Origin of the sequence: Pseudomonas sp. WS 5503 (genome assembly GCF_012985385.1) — a bacterium.
GTDB lineage: Bacteria > Pseudomonadota > Gammaproteobacteria > Pseudomonadales > Pseudomonadaceae > Aquipseudomonas > Aquipseudomonas paracarnis.
This window is the reverse complement of sequence record NZ_JAAQWI010000011.1, coordinates 94,066-110,442: the sequence shown is the minus strand read 5'-3', so window position 1 is coordinate 110,442 and position 16,377 is coordinate 94,066. Positions and strand designations below refer to the sequence as shown.

General features: G+C 62.9%; 13 protein-coding genes and 2 pseudogenes. 8 read left to right on the top strand and 7 right to left on the bottom strand.

Annotation, left to right across the window (positions count from 1 at the left end):
• Window positions 1-24 precede the first annotated feature (24 nt).
• The 3 genes from HBO10_RS25450 to HBO10_RS25440 all read right to left on the bottom strand — a co-directional run bounded on the left by HBO10_RS25450 (window position 25) and on the right by HBO10_RS25440 (window position 3,563).
• Window positions 25-1,863: an amidohydrolase gene (locus HBO10_RS25450; protein WP_034127394.1), complete on the bottom strand. Its 1,839-nt coding sequence runs from the start codon at window positions 1,861-1,863 to the stop codon at window positions 25-27.
• The gene (locus tag HBO10_RS25445; protein ID WP_034127393.1) at window positions 1,860-2,450 is read right to left on the bottom strand and encodes an antibiotic biosynthesis monooxygenase; all 591 of its coding nucleotides are present in this window, start codon (window positions 2,448-2,450) and stop codon (window positions 1,860-1,862) included. The genes HBO10_RS25450 and HBO10_RS25445 overlap by 4 nt, the downstream gene beginning before the upstream one ends.
• 204 nt (window positions 2,451-2,654) lie before the next feature.
• The gene (locus HBO10_RS25440) at window positions 2,655-3,563 is read right to left on the bottom strand and encodes a LysR family transcriptional regulator (protein WP_003191909.1); all 909 of its coding nucleotides are present in this window, start codon (window positions 3,561-3,563) and stop codon (window positions 2,655-2,657) included.
• Between the two features lie 205 nt (window positions 3,564-3,768).
• Between HBO10_RS25440 and HBO10_RS25435 the strand changes: the two genes are divergently transcribed.
• Both HBO10_RS25435 and HBO10_RS25430 read left to right on the top strand, forming a co-directional pair.
• Window positions 3,769-4,167 (top strand): AraC family transcriptional regulator, encoded by a 399-nt coding sequence (locus HBO10_RS25435; RefSeq protein WP_034127392.1) that lies wholly within the window; start codon window positions 3,769-3,771, stop codon window positions 4,165-4,167.
• A 58-nt stretch (window positions 4,168-4,225) separates the two neighbouring features.
• Window positions 4,226-6,988, top strand: a complete 2,763-nt coding sequence (locus HBO10_RS25430) for a winged helix-turn-helix domain-containing protein (RefSeq protein ID WP_034127391.1) — start codon at window positions 4,226-4,228, stop codon at window positions 6,986-6,988.
• Here the strand turns inward: HBO10_RS25430 and HBO10_RS25425 are convergent.
• Both HBO10_RS25425 and HBO10_RS25420 read right to left on the bottom strand, forming a co-directional pair.
• The gene (locus HBO10_RS25425; protein ID WP_052199961.1) at window positions 6,935-8,389 is read right to left on the bottom strand and encodes a winged helix-turn-helix domain-containing protein; all 1,455 of its coding nucleotides are present in this window, start codon (window positions 8,387-8,389) and stop codon (window positions 6,935-6,937) included. The two genes, HBO10_RS25430 and HBO10_RS25425, sit on opposite strands and share 54 nt — an antisense overlap.
• A gap of 150 nt (window positions 8,390-8,539) precedes the next feature.
• Window positions 8,540-9,490: a GlxA family transcriptional regulator gene (locus tag HBO10_RS25420; RefSeq protein WP_034127389.1), complete on the bottom strand. Its 951-nt coding sequence runs from the start codon at window positions 9,488-9,490 to the stop codon at window positions 8,540-8,542.
• Window positions 9,491-9,672: 182 nt separating this feature from the next.
• Between HBO10_RS25420 and HBO10_RS25415 the strand changes: the two genes are divergently transcribed.
• Together HBO10_RS25415 and HBO10_RS31640 are read left to right on the top strand one after the other, a co-directional pair.
• Window positions 9,673-10,395 (top strand): pirin family protein, encoded by a 723-nt coding sequence (locus HBO10_RS25415; RefSeq protein WP_034127388.1) that lies wholly within the window; start codon window positions 9,673-9,675, stop codon window positions 10,393-10,395.
• 145 nt (window positions 10,396-10,540) lie between these two features.
• Window positions 10,541-10,927, top strand: a complete 387-nt coding sequence (locus HBO10_RS31640) for a hypothetical protein (RefSeq protein WP_078467263.1) — start codon at window positions 10,541-10,543, stop codon at window positions 10,925-10,927.
• Between the two features lie 109 nt (window positions 10,928-11,036).
• On the opposite strand, the gene HBO10_RS25405 is transcribed toward HBO10_RS31640, so the two are convergent.
• Window positions 11,037-11,507 (bottom strand): Lrp/AsnC family transcriptional regulator, encoded by a 471-nt coding sequence (locus tag HBO10_RS25405; RefSeq protein ID WP_014718112.1) that lies wholly within the window; start codon window positions 11,505-11,507, stop codon window positions 11,037-11,039.
• A 123-nt stretch (window positions 11,508-11,630) separates the two neighbouring features.
• Here HBO10_RS25405 and HBO10_RS25400 point away from each other — a divergent pair, with 123 nt between their 5' ends.
• The 4 genes and pseudogenes from HBO10_RS25400 to HBO10_RS31495 all read left to right on the top strand — a co-directional run.
• On the top strand, window positions 11,631-12,875 hold the full coding sequence (locus tag HBO10_RS25400; protein WP_034127387.1) for a methionine gamma-lyase: 1,245 nt from the start codon (window positions 11,631-11,633) through the stop codon (window positions 12,873-12,875).
• Window positions 12,876-13,104: 229 nt separating this feature from the next.
• Window positions 13,105-13,764, top strand: coding sequence for a helix-turn-helix transcriptional regulator (locus HBO10_RS25395; protein WP_169922153.1), 660 nt, complete (start codon window positions 13,105-13,107; stop codon window positions 13,762-13,764).
• Window positions 13,765-13,847: 83 nt separating this feature from the next.
• A pseudogene (locus HBO10_RS25390) lies at window positions 13,848-14,024 on the top strand (LuxR C-terminal-related transcriptional regulator); the annotation flags it as partial.
• A 106-nt stretch (window positions 14,025-14,130) separates the two neighbouring features.
• Window positions 14,131-14,296, top strand: a pseudogene (locus HBO10_RS31495) (LuxR C-terminal-related transcriptional regulator); the annotation flags it as partial.
• A gap of 119 nt (window positions 14,297-14,415) precedes the next feature.
• Here HBO10_RS31495 and HBO10_RS25380 read toward each other — a convergent pair.
• On the bottom strand, window positions 14,416-16,374 hold the full coding sequence (locus HBO10_RS25380) for a MacB family efflux pump subunit (protein WP_034127385.1): 1,959 nt from the start codon (window positions 16,372-16,374) through the stop codon (window positions 14,416-14,418).
• Between the last annotated feature and the right edge of the window lie 3 nt (window positions 16,375-16,377).

The following is a 16,377-nucleotide window of genomic DNA, read 5'->3' as shown; positions in this document are numbered from 1 at the left end:
ACTCCTTTGGGGATGGGGTGTTTTTCAAAAAGCAAAGCAGGAGCAGCCGAACGCCCCCCAGAAACCCTGGAAGTCGCTGACCGGCACGCTGGAAAGGCGCGCTTTTTCATGGCTGTGGGCATGCACGCCACAGGGGCCGCTGCACTGGTGAACCTGGGCCTGCATCGGCGACGTCGGGCGCCAGTGCCCTGGCACCTTGACCACCGGCGACCAGTCGGGCAGCACCGGTACTCGTGGCGGTGCGAAATCTTCGAAGTCGCCAGCGCCGTACACGACCTTGCCGCCGACCACTGTCAGCACCGACTCGATCCACTTGATAGCTTCTTCCTCGACACTGAAAAAGTCCGCCGACAACGCGGCGACATCCGCCAATTGACCGACCTTGACCTGGCCTTTCTTGCCCTGCTCGGACGAGAACCAGGCGCTGCCGTGGGTGAACAGCTCCAATGCGGTAAGGCGCGGCAAACCCTCGGCGTGCAGCTCCAGGCCACCGACAGTACGGCCGCTGACCATCCAGTACAGCGAGGTCCAGGGGTTGTAGCTCGACACGCGGGTGGCATCGGTGCCCGCCCCAACCGGCACGCCTTCGGCCAGCATGCGCTTGATCGGCGGTGTGGCTTCGGCGGCCTTGGCGCCGTAGCGCTCGACAAAGTATTCGCCCTGGAACGCCATGCGATCCTGAATCGCAATACCGCCACCGAGGGCACGCACACGTTCGATGTTTTTCGGGGTGATGGTTTCGGCGTGGTCGAAGAACCACGGCAAGCCATTGAACGGAATATCGCGGTTGACCTTCTCGAACACGTCAAGCATGCGCGAGATGGACTCGTCGTAAGTGGCGTGCAGACGGAACGGCCAGCGCTGTTCCACCAGGTGGCGCACCACCGGTTCCAGCTCCTGTTCCATGGTCAGCGGCAGGTCCGGGCGGGGCTCGAGGAAGTCTTCAAAGTCCGCCGCCGAGAACACCAGCATCTCGCCGGCCCCGTTATGGCGCAGGTAGTCATCGCCCTGATGCAGGGTGACGCTGCCGGTCCAGTTCTTGAAGTCGCTGAGCTCTTCCTTGGGCTTCTGGGTGAACAGGTTGTAGGCGATGCGCACCGTCAACTGTTGATCCTTGGCCAGTTGCTCGATCACCGCGTAGTCATCGGGGTAGTTCTGGAAGCCGCCGCCGGCATCGATGGCGCTGGTCAGGCCCAGGCGATTGAGTTCCCGCATGAACTGGCGGGTGGAGTTGACCTGGTATTCCAAAGGCAGTTTCGGGCCCTTGGCCAAGGTCGCATACAGGATCATCGCGTTAGGCCGCGCCACCAGCATGCCGGTGGGGTTGCCGTTGCTGTCGCGCACGATCTCACCGCCCGGCGGGTTCGGCGTGTCCTTGGTGTAGCCCGCCACCCGCAGGGCTGCGCGGTTGAGCAAGGCGCGGTCGTACAAGTGCAGCACGAACACCGGGGTGTCCGGGGCGGCCTGGTTGAGTTCTTCCAGGGTGGGCATGCGCTTTTCGGCGAACTGGAATTCGTTCCAACCGCCCACCACGCGTACCCATTGCGGCGTGGGCGTGCGGTCGGCCTGGTCCTTGAGCATGCGCAAGGCATCGGCCAGGGACGGCACGCCTTCCCAGCGCAGTTCAAGGTTGTAGTTCAACCCGCCACGAATCAGGTGCAAGTGCGAGTCGTTGAGGCCGGGAATTACGGTGCGGCCCTTGAGGTCGATGACCTGGGTGCCGCTGCCGCGCAGGGCCATGGCTTCGCCGTCGGTACCCACGGCGACAAAGCGCCCTTGGTGGATGGCCACGGCGGTGGCGCGTGGGTTTTCCCGGTCCACGGTGTGGAACTGGCCATTGAACAGAATCAGATCGGCGTTCATAGGGTTTCCTTTACAGAGGCTTCAAGCCAGGGAGCGAACAGGCGGGTGGCCGCCGGCATCAGCAGGTACACCACCAGCAACACGATGGTCAGCGTGACCAGGAAGGTGGAGACCACGTAATTGGACAAAAACGGGTGCAACCGCAGGATCGGCCCCCAGATAAACGGCAGCAGCAGGGTTTGCGGCAGGATCACAAACAGGCTGACCACCGCCTGCTTCCAGCGCGGCGGCTTGGCACCACCCTCGGCCTGGGGCGTGAACCAGAATTCATTGGCCGCGCCGATTTCCGTCTGGTCGCCGTCCGCCAGCATGGGCGCGGCTTCGTCGATCAGGGCCTGGCGTTGCGGGGAGCCGAGCCACAGCTCAAGGGCGCTGGTGGAGCGATAGCGCAGCACGCAAGTGAACATCGCCATGCCGTTTTGCTGGCTGCGCACCACGTCAACACCAAGGTGCCCAGGGCGTTCGCCCGCGATGCGCACGATGCGGCGCAACCAGGCTTCGTACTCGACTTCAAAGCCGGGTTTAACCCGGTGCTTGACGACCAGGGTGACGACTTCGTCGGGGCTGGTGTTGGTGGTTGAATCCATGGCTGAGTGCTTCCCCGGAGTATTGAGCGATGGGGAGAGTCTGGCGGCTTGGCGGCTGGGGAGAATTGGATGTATGTGCTGTTTGGCTTGTTGCAGGAGCGGGCTTGCGCGCAAAAAACGTCAACGATAAGCCCTACTTTCTGAATAAACGTGGCGCCTGGGAGTTTTTCGCGAGCAAGCTCGCTCCTGCAATTGCCGGCAAATCTATGTGGCCCGCGCCATATGCTCCGCAATCCTGCCCCTCAACCACCGCTCCGCCGGGTCGTTGTCATGCACCCCGCTCCACACCATCGACAGCTCCGCCGCATCAATCGCAAACGGCGGGTCCTCGGCGCGCAGACGTGTGCCTTCGGTCAGCGCGCACGCGGCGTAATCCGGCACGGTCGCGATAATCTGCGTCCCCGCCAGCAACGCCCGTAACCCGCTGAACTGCGGCACCGCCAGTACCACGCGGCGCGAGCGGCCGATGCGGGCCAGGTCCAGGTCGATATTGCCGCTCAGGTCACCGGAGAACGACACCATTGCATGGGGCCTGGCGCAGTAATCATCCAGGGTCAGCGGCGCCTCGCCGTCATCCCCGCGCAGGACCTTGCAGGGGATATCGCGCAGTTTCTTGCGCTTGGCATTGGCCGGCAGATCGGTGGTGTAGCTGACCCCCACGGAAATTTCACCGCTGGCCAGCAGCGAAGGCATCAACAGGTAATTGGCGCGGCGCACCACCACGATGATGCCTGGCGCTTCTTCGCGCAGGCGGCTGAGTAACGACGGAAACAGCCCGAACTCCGCATCATCGGACAGGCCGATACGAAACACCGCGCAGCTGGTGGAGGGGTCGAAATCCTTGGCGCGGCTGACGGCGCCCGAGATGGTGTCCATGGCAGGTTGCAGCTCCTTGAGTATCGCCAGTGCGCGCGCCGTGGGTTCCATGGCACGGCCGTTACGCAGCAGCAACGGGTCGTCGAACAAATCGCGCAAACGGCCCAGCGCGGCGCTCACTGCCGGTTGGCCGATAAACAGTTTTTCGGCGACTCGGGTCAGGTTTTTCTCGAACATCAGGGCTTCGAAAATCACCAGCAGGTTCATATCGACGCGGCGCAGATCGTTGCGGTTCATGGGCACTATCCAAACGTTTTCCAGGGGGCCAGGGAAGCATGCACTGCACGCCTGGGATTGCATAGCTGTGCTGTCTTTTCCGGCACCGCACCTGGCGAAATTAACAACGATTAACTCGTCAGCCAGGCGCTCCGGCAACAAGATGAAGCGCGTCTACACTGCACCCATCCACCGGGAACGTTCCCATCGACTGCGGATATTTGTCATGGCCCGACTCGAGCAATATTCCCCCCGGTTGCCCGCCACCGGTGGCCTGTGCCCCCGGCGCGAGCGCATCGCCAAGCAACTGATCCTCGCCAACCTCGGCGAAAGCCTGGCGATCGCCGACCTGGCCCAGGCCTGCGCCTTGTCGCGCAGCCATTTTTCCCGCGCCTTCAAGTGCACCACCGGGCTGTCGCCCCAGGAATGGATTCGCCAGCAACGCATCCAGCGCGCCAAGGAACTGATTACCGGCTCGTCCCTGAGCCTCACACAGATCAGCCTGGAATGTGGCTTTTGCGACCAGGCGCACTTCTGCCATATGTTCACCCGCAGCGAAGGCGTCAACCCGATGACCTGGCGAAATCACCACTCGCGCAGCAAACCTGATGTGATCGCTGCCTAGTGGTCTGCACGTACCTGGAATATGCTGGTCGCTCCCTTCCTCCAGAACCTGGGCAGCCATGAATGACTTGAGCGACCAGGCCGTGCATTTCGGCCCCTACCGCATCCACCCGCGCCAGCGCCTGGTGCTGGAGGCCGGCCGCCCGCTGCGCCTGGGGCGGCGGGCGGTGGACATTCTGCTGATCCTGCTGGAGCACGCCGGCAATGTGGTGAGCAAACAGGAGTTGATCGCAAGGGTCTGGCCCAAAAGCGTGGTGGAAGACGGCAACCTGCGTGTGCACATGGCTGCGTTACGCAAGGCGCTGGGCGACGGCCAGGCCGGGCAGCGCTATATCGTCACGGTCGCCCAGCGCGGCTACAGTTTTGTTGCGCCACTGAGCATCGAACCCATGACGCTGCCCACCGACGGTGCGCCCAAACGCCCCAGCCATAACCTGCCCCTGCGGCGCACGCGCATGATCGGCCGCCAAGCGCTGATCGACGCCCTGGTACAACAACTGCCGCAGCAGCGCTTTATCACCCTGACCGGCGCCGGTGGCATCGGCAAGACCACCGTTGCCCTGCGCGTCGCGGAATTGCTGATCGGGCATTACCGCGACGGTATTCACCTGCTGGACCTGGCGCCGCTCAGTGCCGCGTCCATGATCCTGCCCAACCTGGCCGCCCTGCTCGGCCTGACACCGGGCGAGAATGCCTCCCTGGCCAGCCTCGCCCGCAGCCTGCAGGCACGCCAGATGCTGCTGGTGATCGACAACTGCGAGCACCTGCTCGACGACATCGCCCTGATCAGTGAAACCCTGTTGCGCCATGCACCGCACCTGCACATCCTCACCACCAGCCGCGAAGCCCTGCGCGCCGAAGGTGAATATGTGCAGCGCCTTGAACCGCTGGCCTGCCCGCCCGCCACCGGCAACCGCGCCCAGGCCCTGGGTTACCCGGCCATGCAATTGCTGATCGAGCGCGCCATGTCCCACCAGGAGAGCTTTGCCCTCAGCGACGCTGAACTGCCCCTGGCGATTGATATCTGCCAGCGCCTGGACGGCATTCCCCTGGCGATCGAACTGGTGGCCGCGCAAATCGAACGGTTTGGCTTGCCGGGCCTGCTGGTGCAGATGGAAGACAACTTTCGCCTGCTGACCCGCGGCCGACGCAGTGCCCTGCCCCGCCAGCAGACCCTGCGCGCCACGCTCGACTGGAGCTTTGACCTGCTCACCGCGTGCGAACAAATCTGCCTGCGCCGCCTGGCGGTCTTCCGTGGCGGCTTCAGCCTGGTCAGCGCAGCGGCGGTGATCGCCGGGGAGCAAGTGGCCCCCGCCGAAGTGCTGGGCTCCATTACGCAACTGGTGGCCAAGTCGTTGTTGAACGTGGAAGCAAGCGATGACGAGATGGTCTATCGCCTGCTGGACATCACCCGCACCTACGCCCTGGAAAAGCTCAGCCAGGCCTGCGAACTGCATGCCACACGAGAGCGCCACGCTGCACGCTGCCTGGCGCTGATGGAACAGGCCCAGGGCGACTGGGACCTGATCGCCACACAGCCGTGGATCGACCGTTACGCACCGCTGCGCGAAGACGTGCGTGCCGCCCTCGACTGGGGCTTTGCTGACGACGGTGCGCAGCTGCTGGCTATCCGCCTGACGGTCAGCGCGATGCCGCTGTGGCAAGAGTTGTCGTTGCTGCGTGAGCACGGCGGCTATGTGGACCAGGCGCTGGCGCTGATCGGCCAGGTCACCGCGCCCTGCACGCAATTGACCCTGCAACTGCAATTGGCCCTGGGCAGCCTCTCCTACCACGCCATGGGCGCCGCACCTCGGACCATTGCGGCATTCGAGGGTGCCGCACGCCTGGCCGAGACAACCCAGGACCTTGGCGGCCAGTTGCGGGCGGTCTCCGGGCTGATGGCGGTGAACCTGTGCGCCGGGCGCTACGGCCCAGCGCAGGCGCTGAGTGTGCAGTTTGAACGCCTCGACCCACGCACCGAGCCGTTGCTGGGCCTTAGCGCGCAGCGGCTGCGTGCGCTGGGTCAGCATTACACCGGCAACCAGACGCTCGCCCGGCACCACGCCGAGCAGGTGCTGCAGCGCATGTCCCAAAGCGGTCACGTGAACCGCTTTGCCTTCGGGGTTGGCGTGCAGTACGACCAGGGCGTCGCCTCCTTGACCGTGCTGGCGCGAATCCTGTGGTTGCAGGGCTTTCCCGAGCGCGCCTGGCGCACCGCCAGTCAGGCTTTGGAGTTGGCGCTACAGATCAACCACGGCACCTCGATTTGCTACACCCTGGCCCTGGCTGGGGTGGTGATCGCCCGCTACAACGGCGCCGAAGACGACGCCCAAGCCCTGCAAAGGCTGCTGCTGGAGCAGTCGCACAAGCATTCTGTGCAGTTGTTCCAGACCTGGGCCGGGCATTACGCCGGTATTCTTGGCCAACCGGATTGGCAGGGCCTGGGCCTGATCCAAGACACCTTGATCACCTTTGGCACCCATGCCGTGGATGTGCCAACCCTGGAACGCGCGCGCAGTGGCGCGGCGGGCTGGTGCGCCCCGGAGATTCTGCGGGTGTACGCCTTGCAGCTAGAGGATGAGCACACCACTGAAACCCTGCTGCTGGAGGCGCTGGGCCTGGCGCACCAGCAAGGCGCCCTGGCCTGGGAGCTGCGCTGCGGCGCAGCCCTGGCGCAACTGTGGCAACAGCAGGGGCGCATTCAGCTCGCCAGGGACTTGCTCAGTTCAATCCACGCACGTTTCAGCGAAGGCTTCGCCACTCAGGATCTACTGCGCGTGCGCTGCCTGCTCGACGAGTTGCAGGACAAACGGCCGGCCTGAGAACGCCCCCAGGCAAGGCGCGTAGCCCTGCTGCAAACGCGCGACCTGACGCGGGTCGCGCAGTCGCCCCAGGGCGTAGCTGCGCACACAGTTGAGCAGCCGATAGCGCGCCGGGCCCAGGCCGGGCTCGACGCTCAGCAGCGAGACGTTGACCAGGCGCGCCAGCAGGTAAGACAGGTCGGCATGTTCGAGCTCGGTACCGGTCACCAGGTCACTCAGGGTGGGTAAGGTGACTGCCATCTTGAACAGACTCAATTGCAGAAACAGCCAGCACTCCGGCAGGCTCAAGCGCTCGTAGCTCCAATCCAGGGCCGCGGTCAGTGAGCGATGGCGCTCCACTGCCGTGCGGCGCCCACGGGCCAGCACTTGCAAGCCTGTGCGTACTTGCATCTGCACACCGCCGATGCCCAACGCATCCACCTGGGCGGCCGCCAATTCCAGGGCCAACGGCAGGCCGTCCAGACGCCGACACAGGTCGCCCAGCGGCGCCAGGTCCTGAGGCCGCAAATCAAACCCCTGCTGATTGGCACGCGCGCGCGCCACGAACAGTTGCACCGCAGGACAGGCCATCGCCTGCTCGACATTGGCCAACGCCTTTGGCGACGGCACTGCCAGCCGAGGCACACGTACTATCCACTCGCCAGGGGCCAGCAAGGCTTCGCGACTGGTGATCAGCACGCTGATGCCCGGCGCCGCCTCGCGTAGCGCACGCATCAGTTGTCGACACGCGCCCAGCAGCAGGTCAGCGCCGTCGAGTACCAGCAACACGTGGCGCGAGGCCAGGCGCCGGCCCAGTTCGTTGAGGCTCGCGGGCGTCGAATGCAACTGCAACACCCTGGCCAGGCTACCGAGCAGTTCGCTCGGGGTTTGCACAACGGCCATGTCGACCCACCATACGCCGTCGCGATAACGCGGCAATACCCGCTCGGCCAGGGCCAGGGCCAGCGTGCTCTTGCCAATGCCGGCCACGCCGGTGAGGGTCAATAACCGCTGCACAGGCAACCGTCGCGCCAGCACGCCCACCAGTTCATCTCGCCCCCATACCGGGCTGAGCCGTGCAGCCAGGTTGTGCTGAGGCAGCAGCGTCGGCAGCGCGTCCTGCGCAGGCGCAGCGAAGCAGTAACCGCGCTGGGGGTGATTGAGGATCCAGCGTTGGCCGTCAAGGGCACGACGCAGCGCGGCGATATGCACACGCAGGTTGCTGTCTTCAACGACGCTGTTGGGCCACACCCGTTCGATCAAGGTCGCCTTGCTGACGAAGTGCCCAGGCGCTTCGAGCAGTACTGCGAGAATATCCAAGGCTCGCCCGCCCAGTGGCACCGGCCAGCCCGCCTTGCTGACCAGGCGCTGCTGCCGATGAAAGGTGTAGGGGCCAAAGCTCACCGCCGTACCATTTTGCATGTCCGTCAAAGCGCTGAAACACCCGTGCTTGAGTGCCTGCGCATCCTTTTTCCATGGGCTCGACGCTATCTTGCCAGTTGGCGATGACAGGACAATGCTGGCACGGGGAGCGATACGGACAATCGGGTGCCTGAGACGGACATGGTGTCGTTAACTGAACTGTTGTCGGTATTGGGTAGGGTTCAGCCCGAGCTTTTCGCTGAACAGAAAACGCATATGCCGCACGCTGCCAAAGCCTGCGTGGAAGGCCACGGTCTTGAGCGGCAGGTCGGTGGTTTCCAGCAGGTGCCGGGCCCGGTCGATGCGCGCGCCCTGCAGGAACGCCATGGGCGTCATCTGCACGTCCTTGGCGAACAGCCGCGCGAAGTGGCGTGCGCTCATTCCGGCCAACTCAGCCATGGACTCGATGGTAAAGGGTTGATCCAGATGCGCCAGGACGTGGTTCTGCACGCGGGTGATCGGAGTTTCCTGAGGCGCCACGGCGGCAGTCATCGGGCTGAACTGGGCCTGGCCGCCCTGGCGCTTCATCACCACCAGCAGCACTTTGGCCACATCCACCGCCACTTGCTTGCCATGGTCCTGGGCCACGACCGACAGGGCCAGGTCGATACCCGCAGTGACGCCGCCAGAGGTAATCAGCCGCCCGTCCTGCAAATAGATGCGATCGGTCTCGACGATGGCGCTGGGAAACGCCTTGATCAACCGCTCGGTGTAGTGCCAATGGGTGGTCACGCGGTGCCCGTCGAGCAAACCTGCGTGGCCGAGCACAAAAGCGCCGGTGCAGATCGAGCCAAAACGCCGAGCCCGTGGCGCCGCAGCTTTGAGCCAGGGCAACAACGCGGGGTGGCATTCGTTATAGGCGCCGGGGCCGCCCGGCACCAACAGCAGGTCATAAGCCGCCTGGGCCTGTTCCAACAGCAGGTCGGTCTGCACGCTCACGCCATTGGAGGCCTGCAACGGACCGGGCTCAGTGCCGATGGTCAGGATCTGGTAGTGGTCGGCCGCCGGCAGGTAGCGGTTGGCAATCGAAAACACTTCCAGCGGCCCGGCCATATCGAGCAGCAGGAAGTCCGGGAACAGCGCCATGGCCACGGTTTTCATAAGCGGGAAATGTCCATCGAGAAGGAGTGCGACGGGCATTATGGCACGACTTTAACTGTCAACTTCAAAGAGACAGTTATTCTATTTTCATCTTCTTAATCAATCATTCGTTAACCATTAACCTTCTTCTCAACGCAAGCGCTCTGCATCTCGCAGCCCGCGCTCACTTGAGGACTGGACCCATGCTGACCCTTCGCAAAGCTTCCGAACGCGGCGCCGCCAATCACGGTTGGTTGAAGTCGTTCCACACCTTCTCTTTCGCCAACTACTGGAACCCCAAGGAACAGGGTTTTTCCGACCTGCTAGTGATCAACGACGACCGCGTCGCCGCAGGCAAAGGCTTCGGCCAGCACCCGCACCGTGACATGGAGATCTTCTCCTACGTGCTCGAAGGCGCGCTGGAACACAAGGACACCCTGGGCACCGGCTCGGTGATCCGCCCCGGCGATGTGCAACTGATGAGCGCGGGCAGCGGCGTAGCCCACAGTGAGTTCAACCACAGCCAGCGTCATGGCGTGCACTTCCTGCAAATCTGGATCGTGCCCAACGAAGCAGGCGCCAAGCCGCGCTATCAGCAGGAGCACTTCACAGAAGCGCAAAAACGCGGGCGTTTGCAGTTGATCATCTCGCCGGAGGGCGCCAACGGTTCGCTGAAAGTGCGCCAGGACGCACGGGTGTATGCCGGGCTGTTCGACGCTGACGAAAGTGCCCGCCTGGAGCTGGCACCGGATCGCTACGCCTACATCCATGTGGCGCGCGGCAGCGTTGAACTCAACGGCCAGCGCTTGCAGGAAGGCGACGGTGTACGCGTACGGGACGAACGCCAGATCCGCCTGAGCCACGGCGAAGACGCTGAAGTACTGGTGTTTGACCTGCGCCCCAACGAACTGCCGCAAATGCCATGACGGCCGCAGTGGTGGTCCCGCCAGCGGGACCATCGTTGGCATCGATAGTCACCATCAGCGCAATGAAGTTCTCTAAAAAAATGCAACGCGTAACATCAAACCCATGCCAAACGGCACCCAACTAAAACACTCGGAGCACATCATCATGAAACGCCAACTCTTGCTTAGCCTCGCTTTCTCGGTACTCGCTGCAAACGCTTTTGCCCACCCGGTTGTCGCTGAAGGCGGCGCGGATCGCCTGATAGAAACCCGTGTTGCCGAAGGTGGCGCGGATCGTCTGCAAGAACGTGGTTTGGCTGAAGGCGGTGCTGATCGTCTGCAGGAACGTGGCCTGGCTGAAGGCGGTGCTGATCGCTTGCAGGAACGTGGTCTGGCTGAAGGCGGTGCTGATCGTCTGCAGGAACGTGGCCTGGCTGAAGGCGGTGCTGATCGTCTGCAGGAACGTGGCCTGGCTGAAGGCGGTGCCGATCGTCTGCAGGAACGTGGTCTGGCTGAAGGCGGTGCCGAGCGTCTGCTGAGCACCCACGTATAACCCCGCACTGTTGGCGGGACACCCCAAACCGGCCTGATCAGCCGGTTTTTTTTCGTCTTCGATTTGCCTGGGTATCCACACGATGTCGACTGAAGCGCTAAGCCGTGCCTCAACCCGGCAGCGGAATTACCCGCAGCGGCCTTACCGACTTGTAGGAAAAACTCGAATAGATCTCCTTGACGCAAGGCAAGGTCTGCAAGACCTCTCGGGCAAATTCACCGAACGATTCCAGGTCCTTGGCCACCACTTCCAGCAAAAAATCATAGCGCCCAGAGACGTTATGGCACGCCACAATTTCTGGGATGGCCAACAGACGTTGCTCGAACGCCCGGGCAATTTCCTGGGTGTGGCTTTCCATCATGATGCTGACGAACGCGGTCACCCCGTAGCCCAGTGCCTTGGGCGAGAGAATCGCCTGGTAGCCACTGATCACCCCACTTTCTTCCAAGGTGCGCACCCGACGCCAGCACGGTGAAGTGGTGAGCGCCACCCGCTCGGCCAACTCGGCCACGGTCAGGCGGGCATTGCCCTGCAACGCGTTCAAAAGGGCTTTATCGGTGCGGTCCAGCTTGATGGGCATAACGTGCCTCTAATCATTATTTTTATCGGTTTTTGATCCACAAACGCAGGTTTTTCCGGGCTTTTTTGCAAGGTTCATCCGTGGTTATGAGCATAGCATTGTAGGAAATAAGGAGCGCCCGACATGCACAATAAACACACCACATTCGGCTTTTCCACCCGTGCCATACACCACGGCTATGACGCCCAGGACCACCACGGCGCACTCGTCCCGCCGATCTATCTGTCTGCGACCTTCGCCTTTCCCACCGTCGAATACGGCGCCGCCTGCTTTGCCGGCGAAGCCAGCGGCCACTTCTATACGCGCATTTCCAACCCGACCCTGGCCCTGCTGGAGTCACGCATGGCCAGCCTGGAAAACGGCGAGGCCGCCGTGGCGTTCAGCTCCGGCATGGGCGCGATTGCCGCGACGTTCTGGACTCTGTTGCGCCCGGGCGACGAGATCATCGTCAGCCAGACGCTCTATGGTTGTACGTTCGCCCTGCTGCACCACGGCCTGAGCGAATTCGGCATCAAGGTGCGGCATGTCGACCTGACCGACCTCACCGCCCTGCAAGCAGCGTTCTCCCCGGCCACCCGCATGCTCTACTGCGAGACCCCGGCCAACCCCAACCTGCGCCTGATCGACATCGCCGCCGTGGCCGAACTGGCCCATCAGCAGCCAAATGTCACCGTGGTGGTCGATAACACTTATTGCACCCCCTATCTGCAACGTCCCCTGGAACTGGGTGCCGATGTGGTGGTGCACTCGGCCACCAAATACCTCAGTGGCCACGGCGACATCACCGCAGGCATCGCGGTGAGCAACCAGGCCCTGGCGCAGCGCATTCGCCTGCAAGGGCTCAAGGACCTGACCGGCGCGGTGATGTCGCCCCAGGACGCCGCATTGCTGATGCGCGGCCTCAAGACCCTGGGCCTGCGCATGGACCGCCATTGCAGCAACGCCCAAGCGGTGGCCGAGGCGCTGCAGGCGCACCCTGCGGTGCAGTGGGTAACCTACCCCGGTCTGCGTTCTTTCCCACAATACGAACTGGCAAGCCGGCAAATGAAACTGCCCGGTGGCATGATCGCCTTTGAACTCAAGGGCGGCCTCGAAACCGGCCAGCGCTTCATGAACGCACTGCAACTGTTCACCCGCGCAGTCAGCCTGGGAGATGCCGAATCACTGGCCCAACACCCGGCAAGCATGACCCACTCCACCTACACCCCCGAACAACGGGCGCAGCACGGTATCAGCGAGGGTCTGGTGCGTTTGTCGGTGGGGCTTGAAGACGTTGCCGACCTGCTGGCCGATATCCATCAGGCCCTGGCCAAGTGCAGCGCTGCCAACCTGCGGCCCATTGCGACAGCGGCGTATGCGATGAAATAGCGTCCAACCCCATGGGTTATGCGGTACCTGGGCGGCGGTCGGAAGGATCCGACTGCCGCTCTGCCTGTTTAATGTTTTTTTTCGCAGATTGGATCCCCCTCCTTTAGCCAGGCTGTACTAGCATGTCAGCGGCGGGACGCACTATCACTGCAGGTTATTCACATTAGTTACCTTCTTAACCCCCGTCGCTATAAGGCCCGATACCTGCACGAAACTCATGGACGAATTGATGAACTCACACCTGTTCCCACAGATAGGCAAGGTCATCGCCAGCACCGGCAGCCGCCATTTCCCACGCATGCTGCATGACCTGATCCTCACCCAATTGGCAGTGGACGCCACCCATATCACCCAATTGCAAGTCAGCCGCGAAGGCCTTGGCCGCCGCAAGATCAGCCCGGTGTACACCGATTCGGCGGCGGCCCTGGGCAGCGAGCAACTCGCCGCACAACTGCACCTCACGCGCCGCAAGGACGATGTGCGCTATGTGCTGTCGGTGTATCGCTCGCACCCGTCCGACAGCTTTTCCGCGCAAGAGCGCAGCATGCTCCAGGACTTCTCCACGCTGTTGCTGCCCATGGTGGAAAAACACATCACCGCGCTGCAGCCCTCGCTCCCGGACAGCCCGTGCGCAGTGCCTCAACCCCAGGGCATCGACACCTTGCGCCGACGCATCCAGGAGCGCCTGCTGCAATCGGGGCTGACCTTGTCCAACCGTGAACTGGAAGTGTGCGTAGGCCTGCTGGCCGGGCGCACCGCGCCGGAGTTGGCCGAGCAATTGGCGTTGAAGGTCAACACCATCGAGAGCTACCTCAAGCGTGCGGCGATCAAGTTGGGGATCAGCGGACGGCACTCGTTGTTGCGGTGGATGTACTCGACCGAAGACTAAGATCGTTCCCACGCTCCGCGTGGGAATGGATCCCGTGACGCTCTGCGTCACTGTGGACGCAGAGCGTCCATGGCGGCGTTCCCAACCGTGAACTGGAAGTGTGCGTAGGCCTGCTGGCCGGGCGCACCGCGCCGGAGTTGGCCGAGCAATTGGCGTTGAAGGTCAACACCATCGAGAGCTACCTCAAGCGTGCGGCGATCAAGTTGGGGATCAGCGGACGGCACTCGTTGTTGCGGTGGATGTACTCGACCGAAGACTAAGATCGTTCCCACGCTCCGCGTGGGAATGGATCCCGTGACGCTCTGCGTCACTGTGGACGCAGAGCGTCCATGGCGGCGTTCCCACGCAGAGCGTGGGAACGATCAACAAGTGTGCGTAGGCCTGCTGGCCGGGCGCACCGCGCCGGAGTTGGCCGAGCAATTGGCGTTGAAGGTCAACACCATCGAGAGCTACCTCAAGCGTGCGGCGATCAAGTTGGGGGATCAGCGGACGGCACTCGTTGTTGCGGTGGATGTACTCGACCGAAGACTAAGATCGTTCCCACGCTCCGCGTGGGAATGGATCCCGTGACGCTCTGCGTCACCGTGGACGCAGAGCGTCCATGGCGGCGTTCCCACGCAGAGCGTGGGAACGATCAGCAGCTCCCTCAGGTCAGTCCCGGGCCAGTGCCTCTATCGGGTCCAACCGCGCCGCATTCCGCGCCGGTACAAAACCAAACACAATGCCGATCAACGTCGAACAGGCAAACGCGGTAATGATCGAGCCCACCGAAAACACCATCTCCCACTCCTTCACAAACAGCGAAAACAGGTAGCCGATGGCGTAGGACAACGAGATCCCGATGATCCCGCCGATCAGGCACACCATCACCGCCTCCACCAGAAACTGCTGGCGAATATCCGATTGCCGCGCCCCCACCGCCATGCGAATCCCGATTTCACGGGTGCGCTCGGTGACCGACACCAGCATGATATTCATCACACCAATACCGCCCACCAGCAAAGAGATCACCGCAATCAATGACAGCAGCAGCGCGAGGGAGCGGCTGGTTTTCTGCACCGTCTGCATGATGCTGTCGAGGTTGTTGGTAAAGAAATCCTTGGTGCCATGGCGTTGCAGCATGAGCTTATTGACGTTGTCTTCCACCACCTTGCTCGGCTGGCCGTCCTTGATGCGCACGGTGATGCTGTCCAGATGACGCTGGCCCAGCAGACGGCCCGCCGCGGTTTCGTATGGCACCCACACGTTCAGGGCCTTGCTGGCGGCGAACATGTTTTTATTGTCCGCCGTCACGCCGATCACCGTGCACGGCAGGTTGCCTATCAGGATCACCTGGCCCAGCGGGTCGATGTTGGGCCCGAACAGGCGCTGGCGGGTATTGTGGTCGATCACCACCACCTGGGCCTGGCGCCGCGCGTCGCTTTCGCTGAAGGCAATGCCGGCTTCAAGCTTGAGGCCCTTGACCTTGAAGTAGCGGTCACTGACACCATTGACCTGTGCATCCACGTCGATATTGCCAAAACGCAGCATCAGGTTGCGGCCCACCACCGGCGTGGCGCTGTCGACGTAATACAGCTGGTTCAGCGCGTCCACATCCGAGGGCATCAGCGTCTGGATCGCCGAGGCTCGACTGTCGCCAAAGCTGGTGCCGGAAAAGATATCGATAGTGTTGCTGCCAATCGCCTGGATGTCCTTGAGCACATAGCGCTTGGCGCCTTCGCCGATGGCCGAGATCGACACCACCGAGGTGATGCCGATGACAATCCCGAGCATGGTCAGCAAGGTGCGCATGCGGTGGGAAATCAGCGCCACCCACGCCATGTTGAACGCTTCCTTGAACAGCCCCAGGCTCGCCACCAGGCGCCGCGCCCCGCTGCGTCGGGGCTCGACCGGCGCCTCGACGGGCAATTCCAGGCCGACGCTGTCGTTGGCCTTGTCGCTGATGATCTCGCCATCACACACCTCGACAATGCGCTGGGCGTTCGCCGCGACCTTGGGGTCGTGGGTGACGATAATCACCGTGTGCCCCGCCGCGTGCAGTTCGGCGAGGATGCGCATCACCTCCTTGCCGCTGTGGGTGTCGAGGGCGCCGGTGGGTTCGTCGGCCAGGATCACTTCACCGCCATTCATCAAGGCCCGCGCGATACTCACCCGCTGCTGTTGCCCGCCGGACAGCTGGCTGGGCCGATGGCTGGTGTGGCCCGACAGGCCCAGGCGTGCCAGCAATTCCCCGGCGCGGCTATGGCGCTGGCTTTGCGGGGTGCCGGCGTAGATCGCCGGCATCTCCACGTTGTGCAAAGCGCTCAGGTGCGCGAGCAAATGGTAACGCTGGAAGATAAACCCGAAGTAATCGCGCCGCAGCTCTGCCAGTTGCTCATCGCCCAGGGAGCGGGTTTCGATGCCATTGATCTTGTAGCTGCCGGCGGTGGCGTAATCCAGGCCACCGAGGATGTTCATCAGGGTCGACTTACCCGAACCGGAGGCGCCGATGATCGCCAGCATTTCCCCGGCATGGATGGTCAGGTCGATGCCCTTGAGCGCGATGAATTCACGCTCGCCGGCCATGAAGCTGCGGGTGATGCCCTTGAGTTCCAACAGAGGCTGGGTCATGAC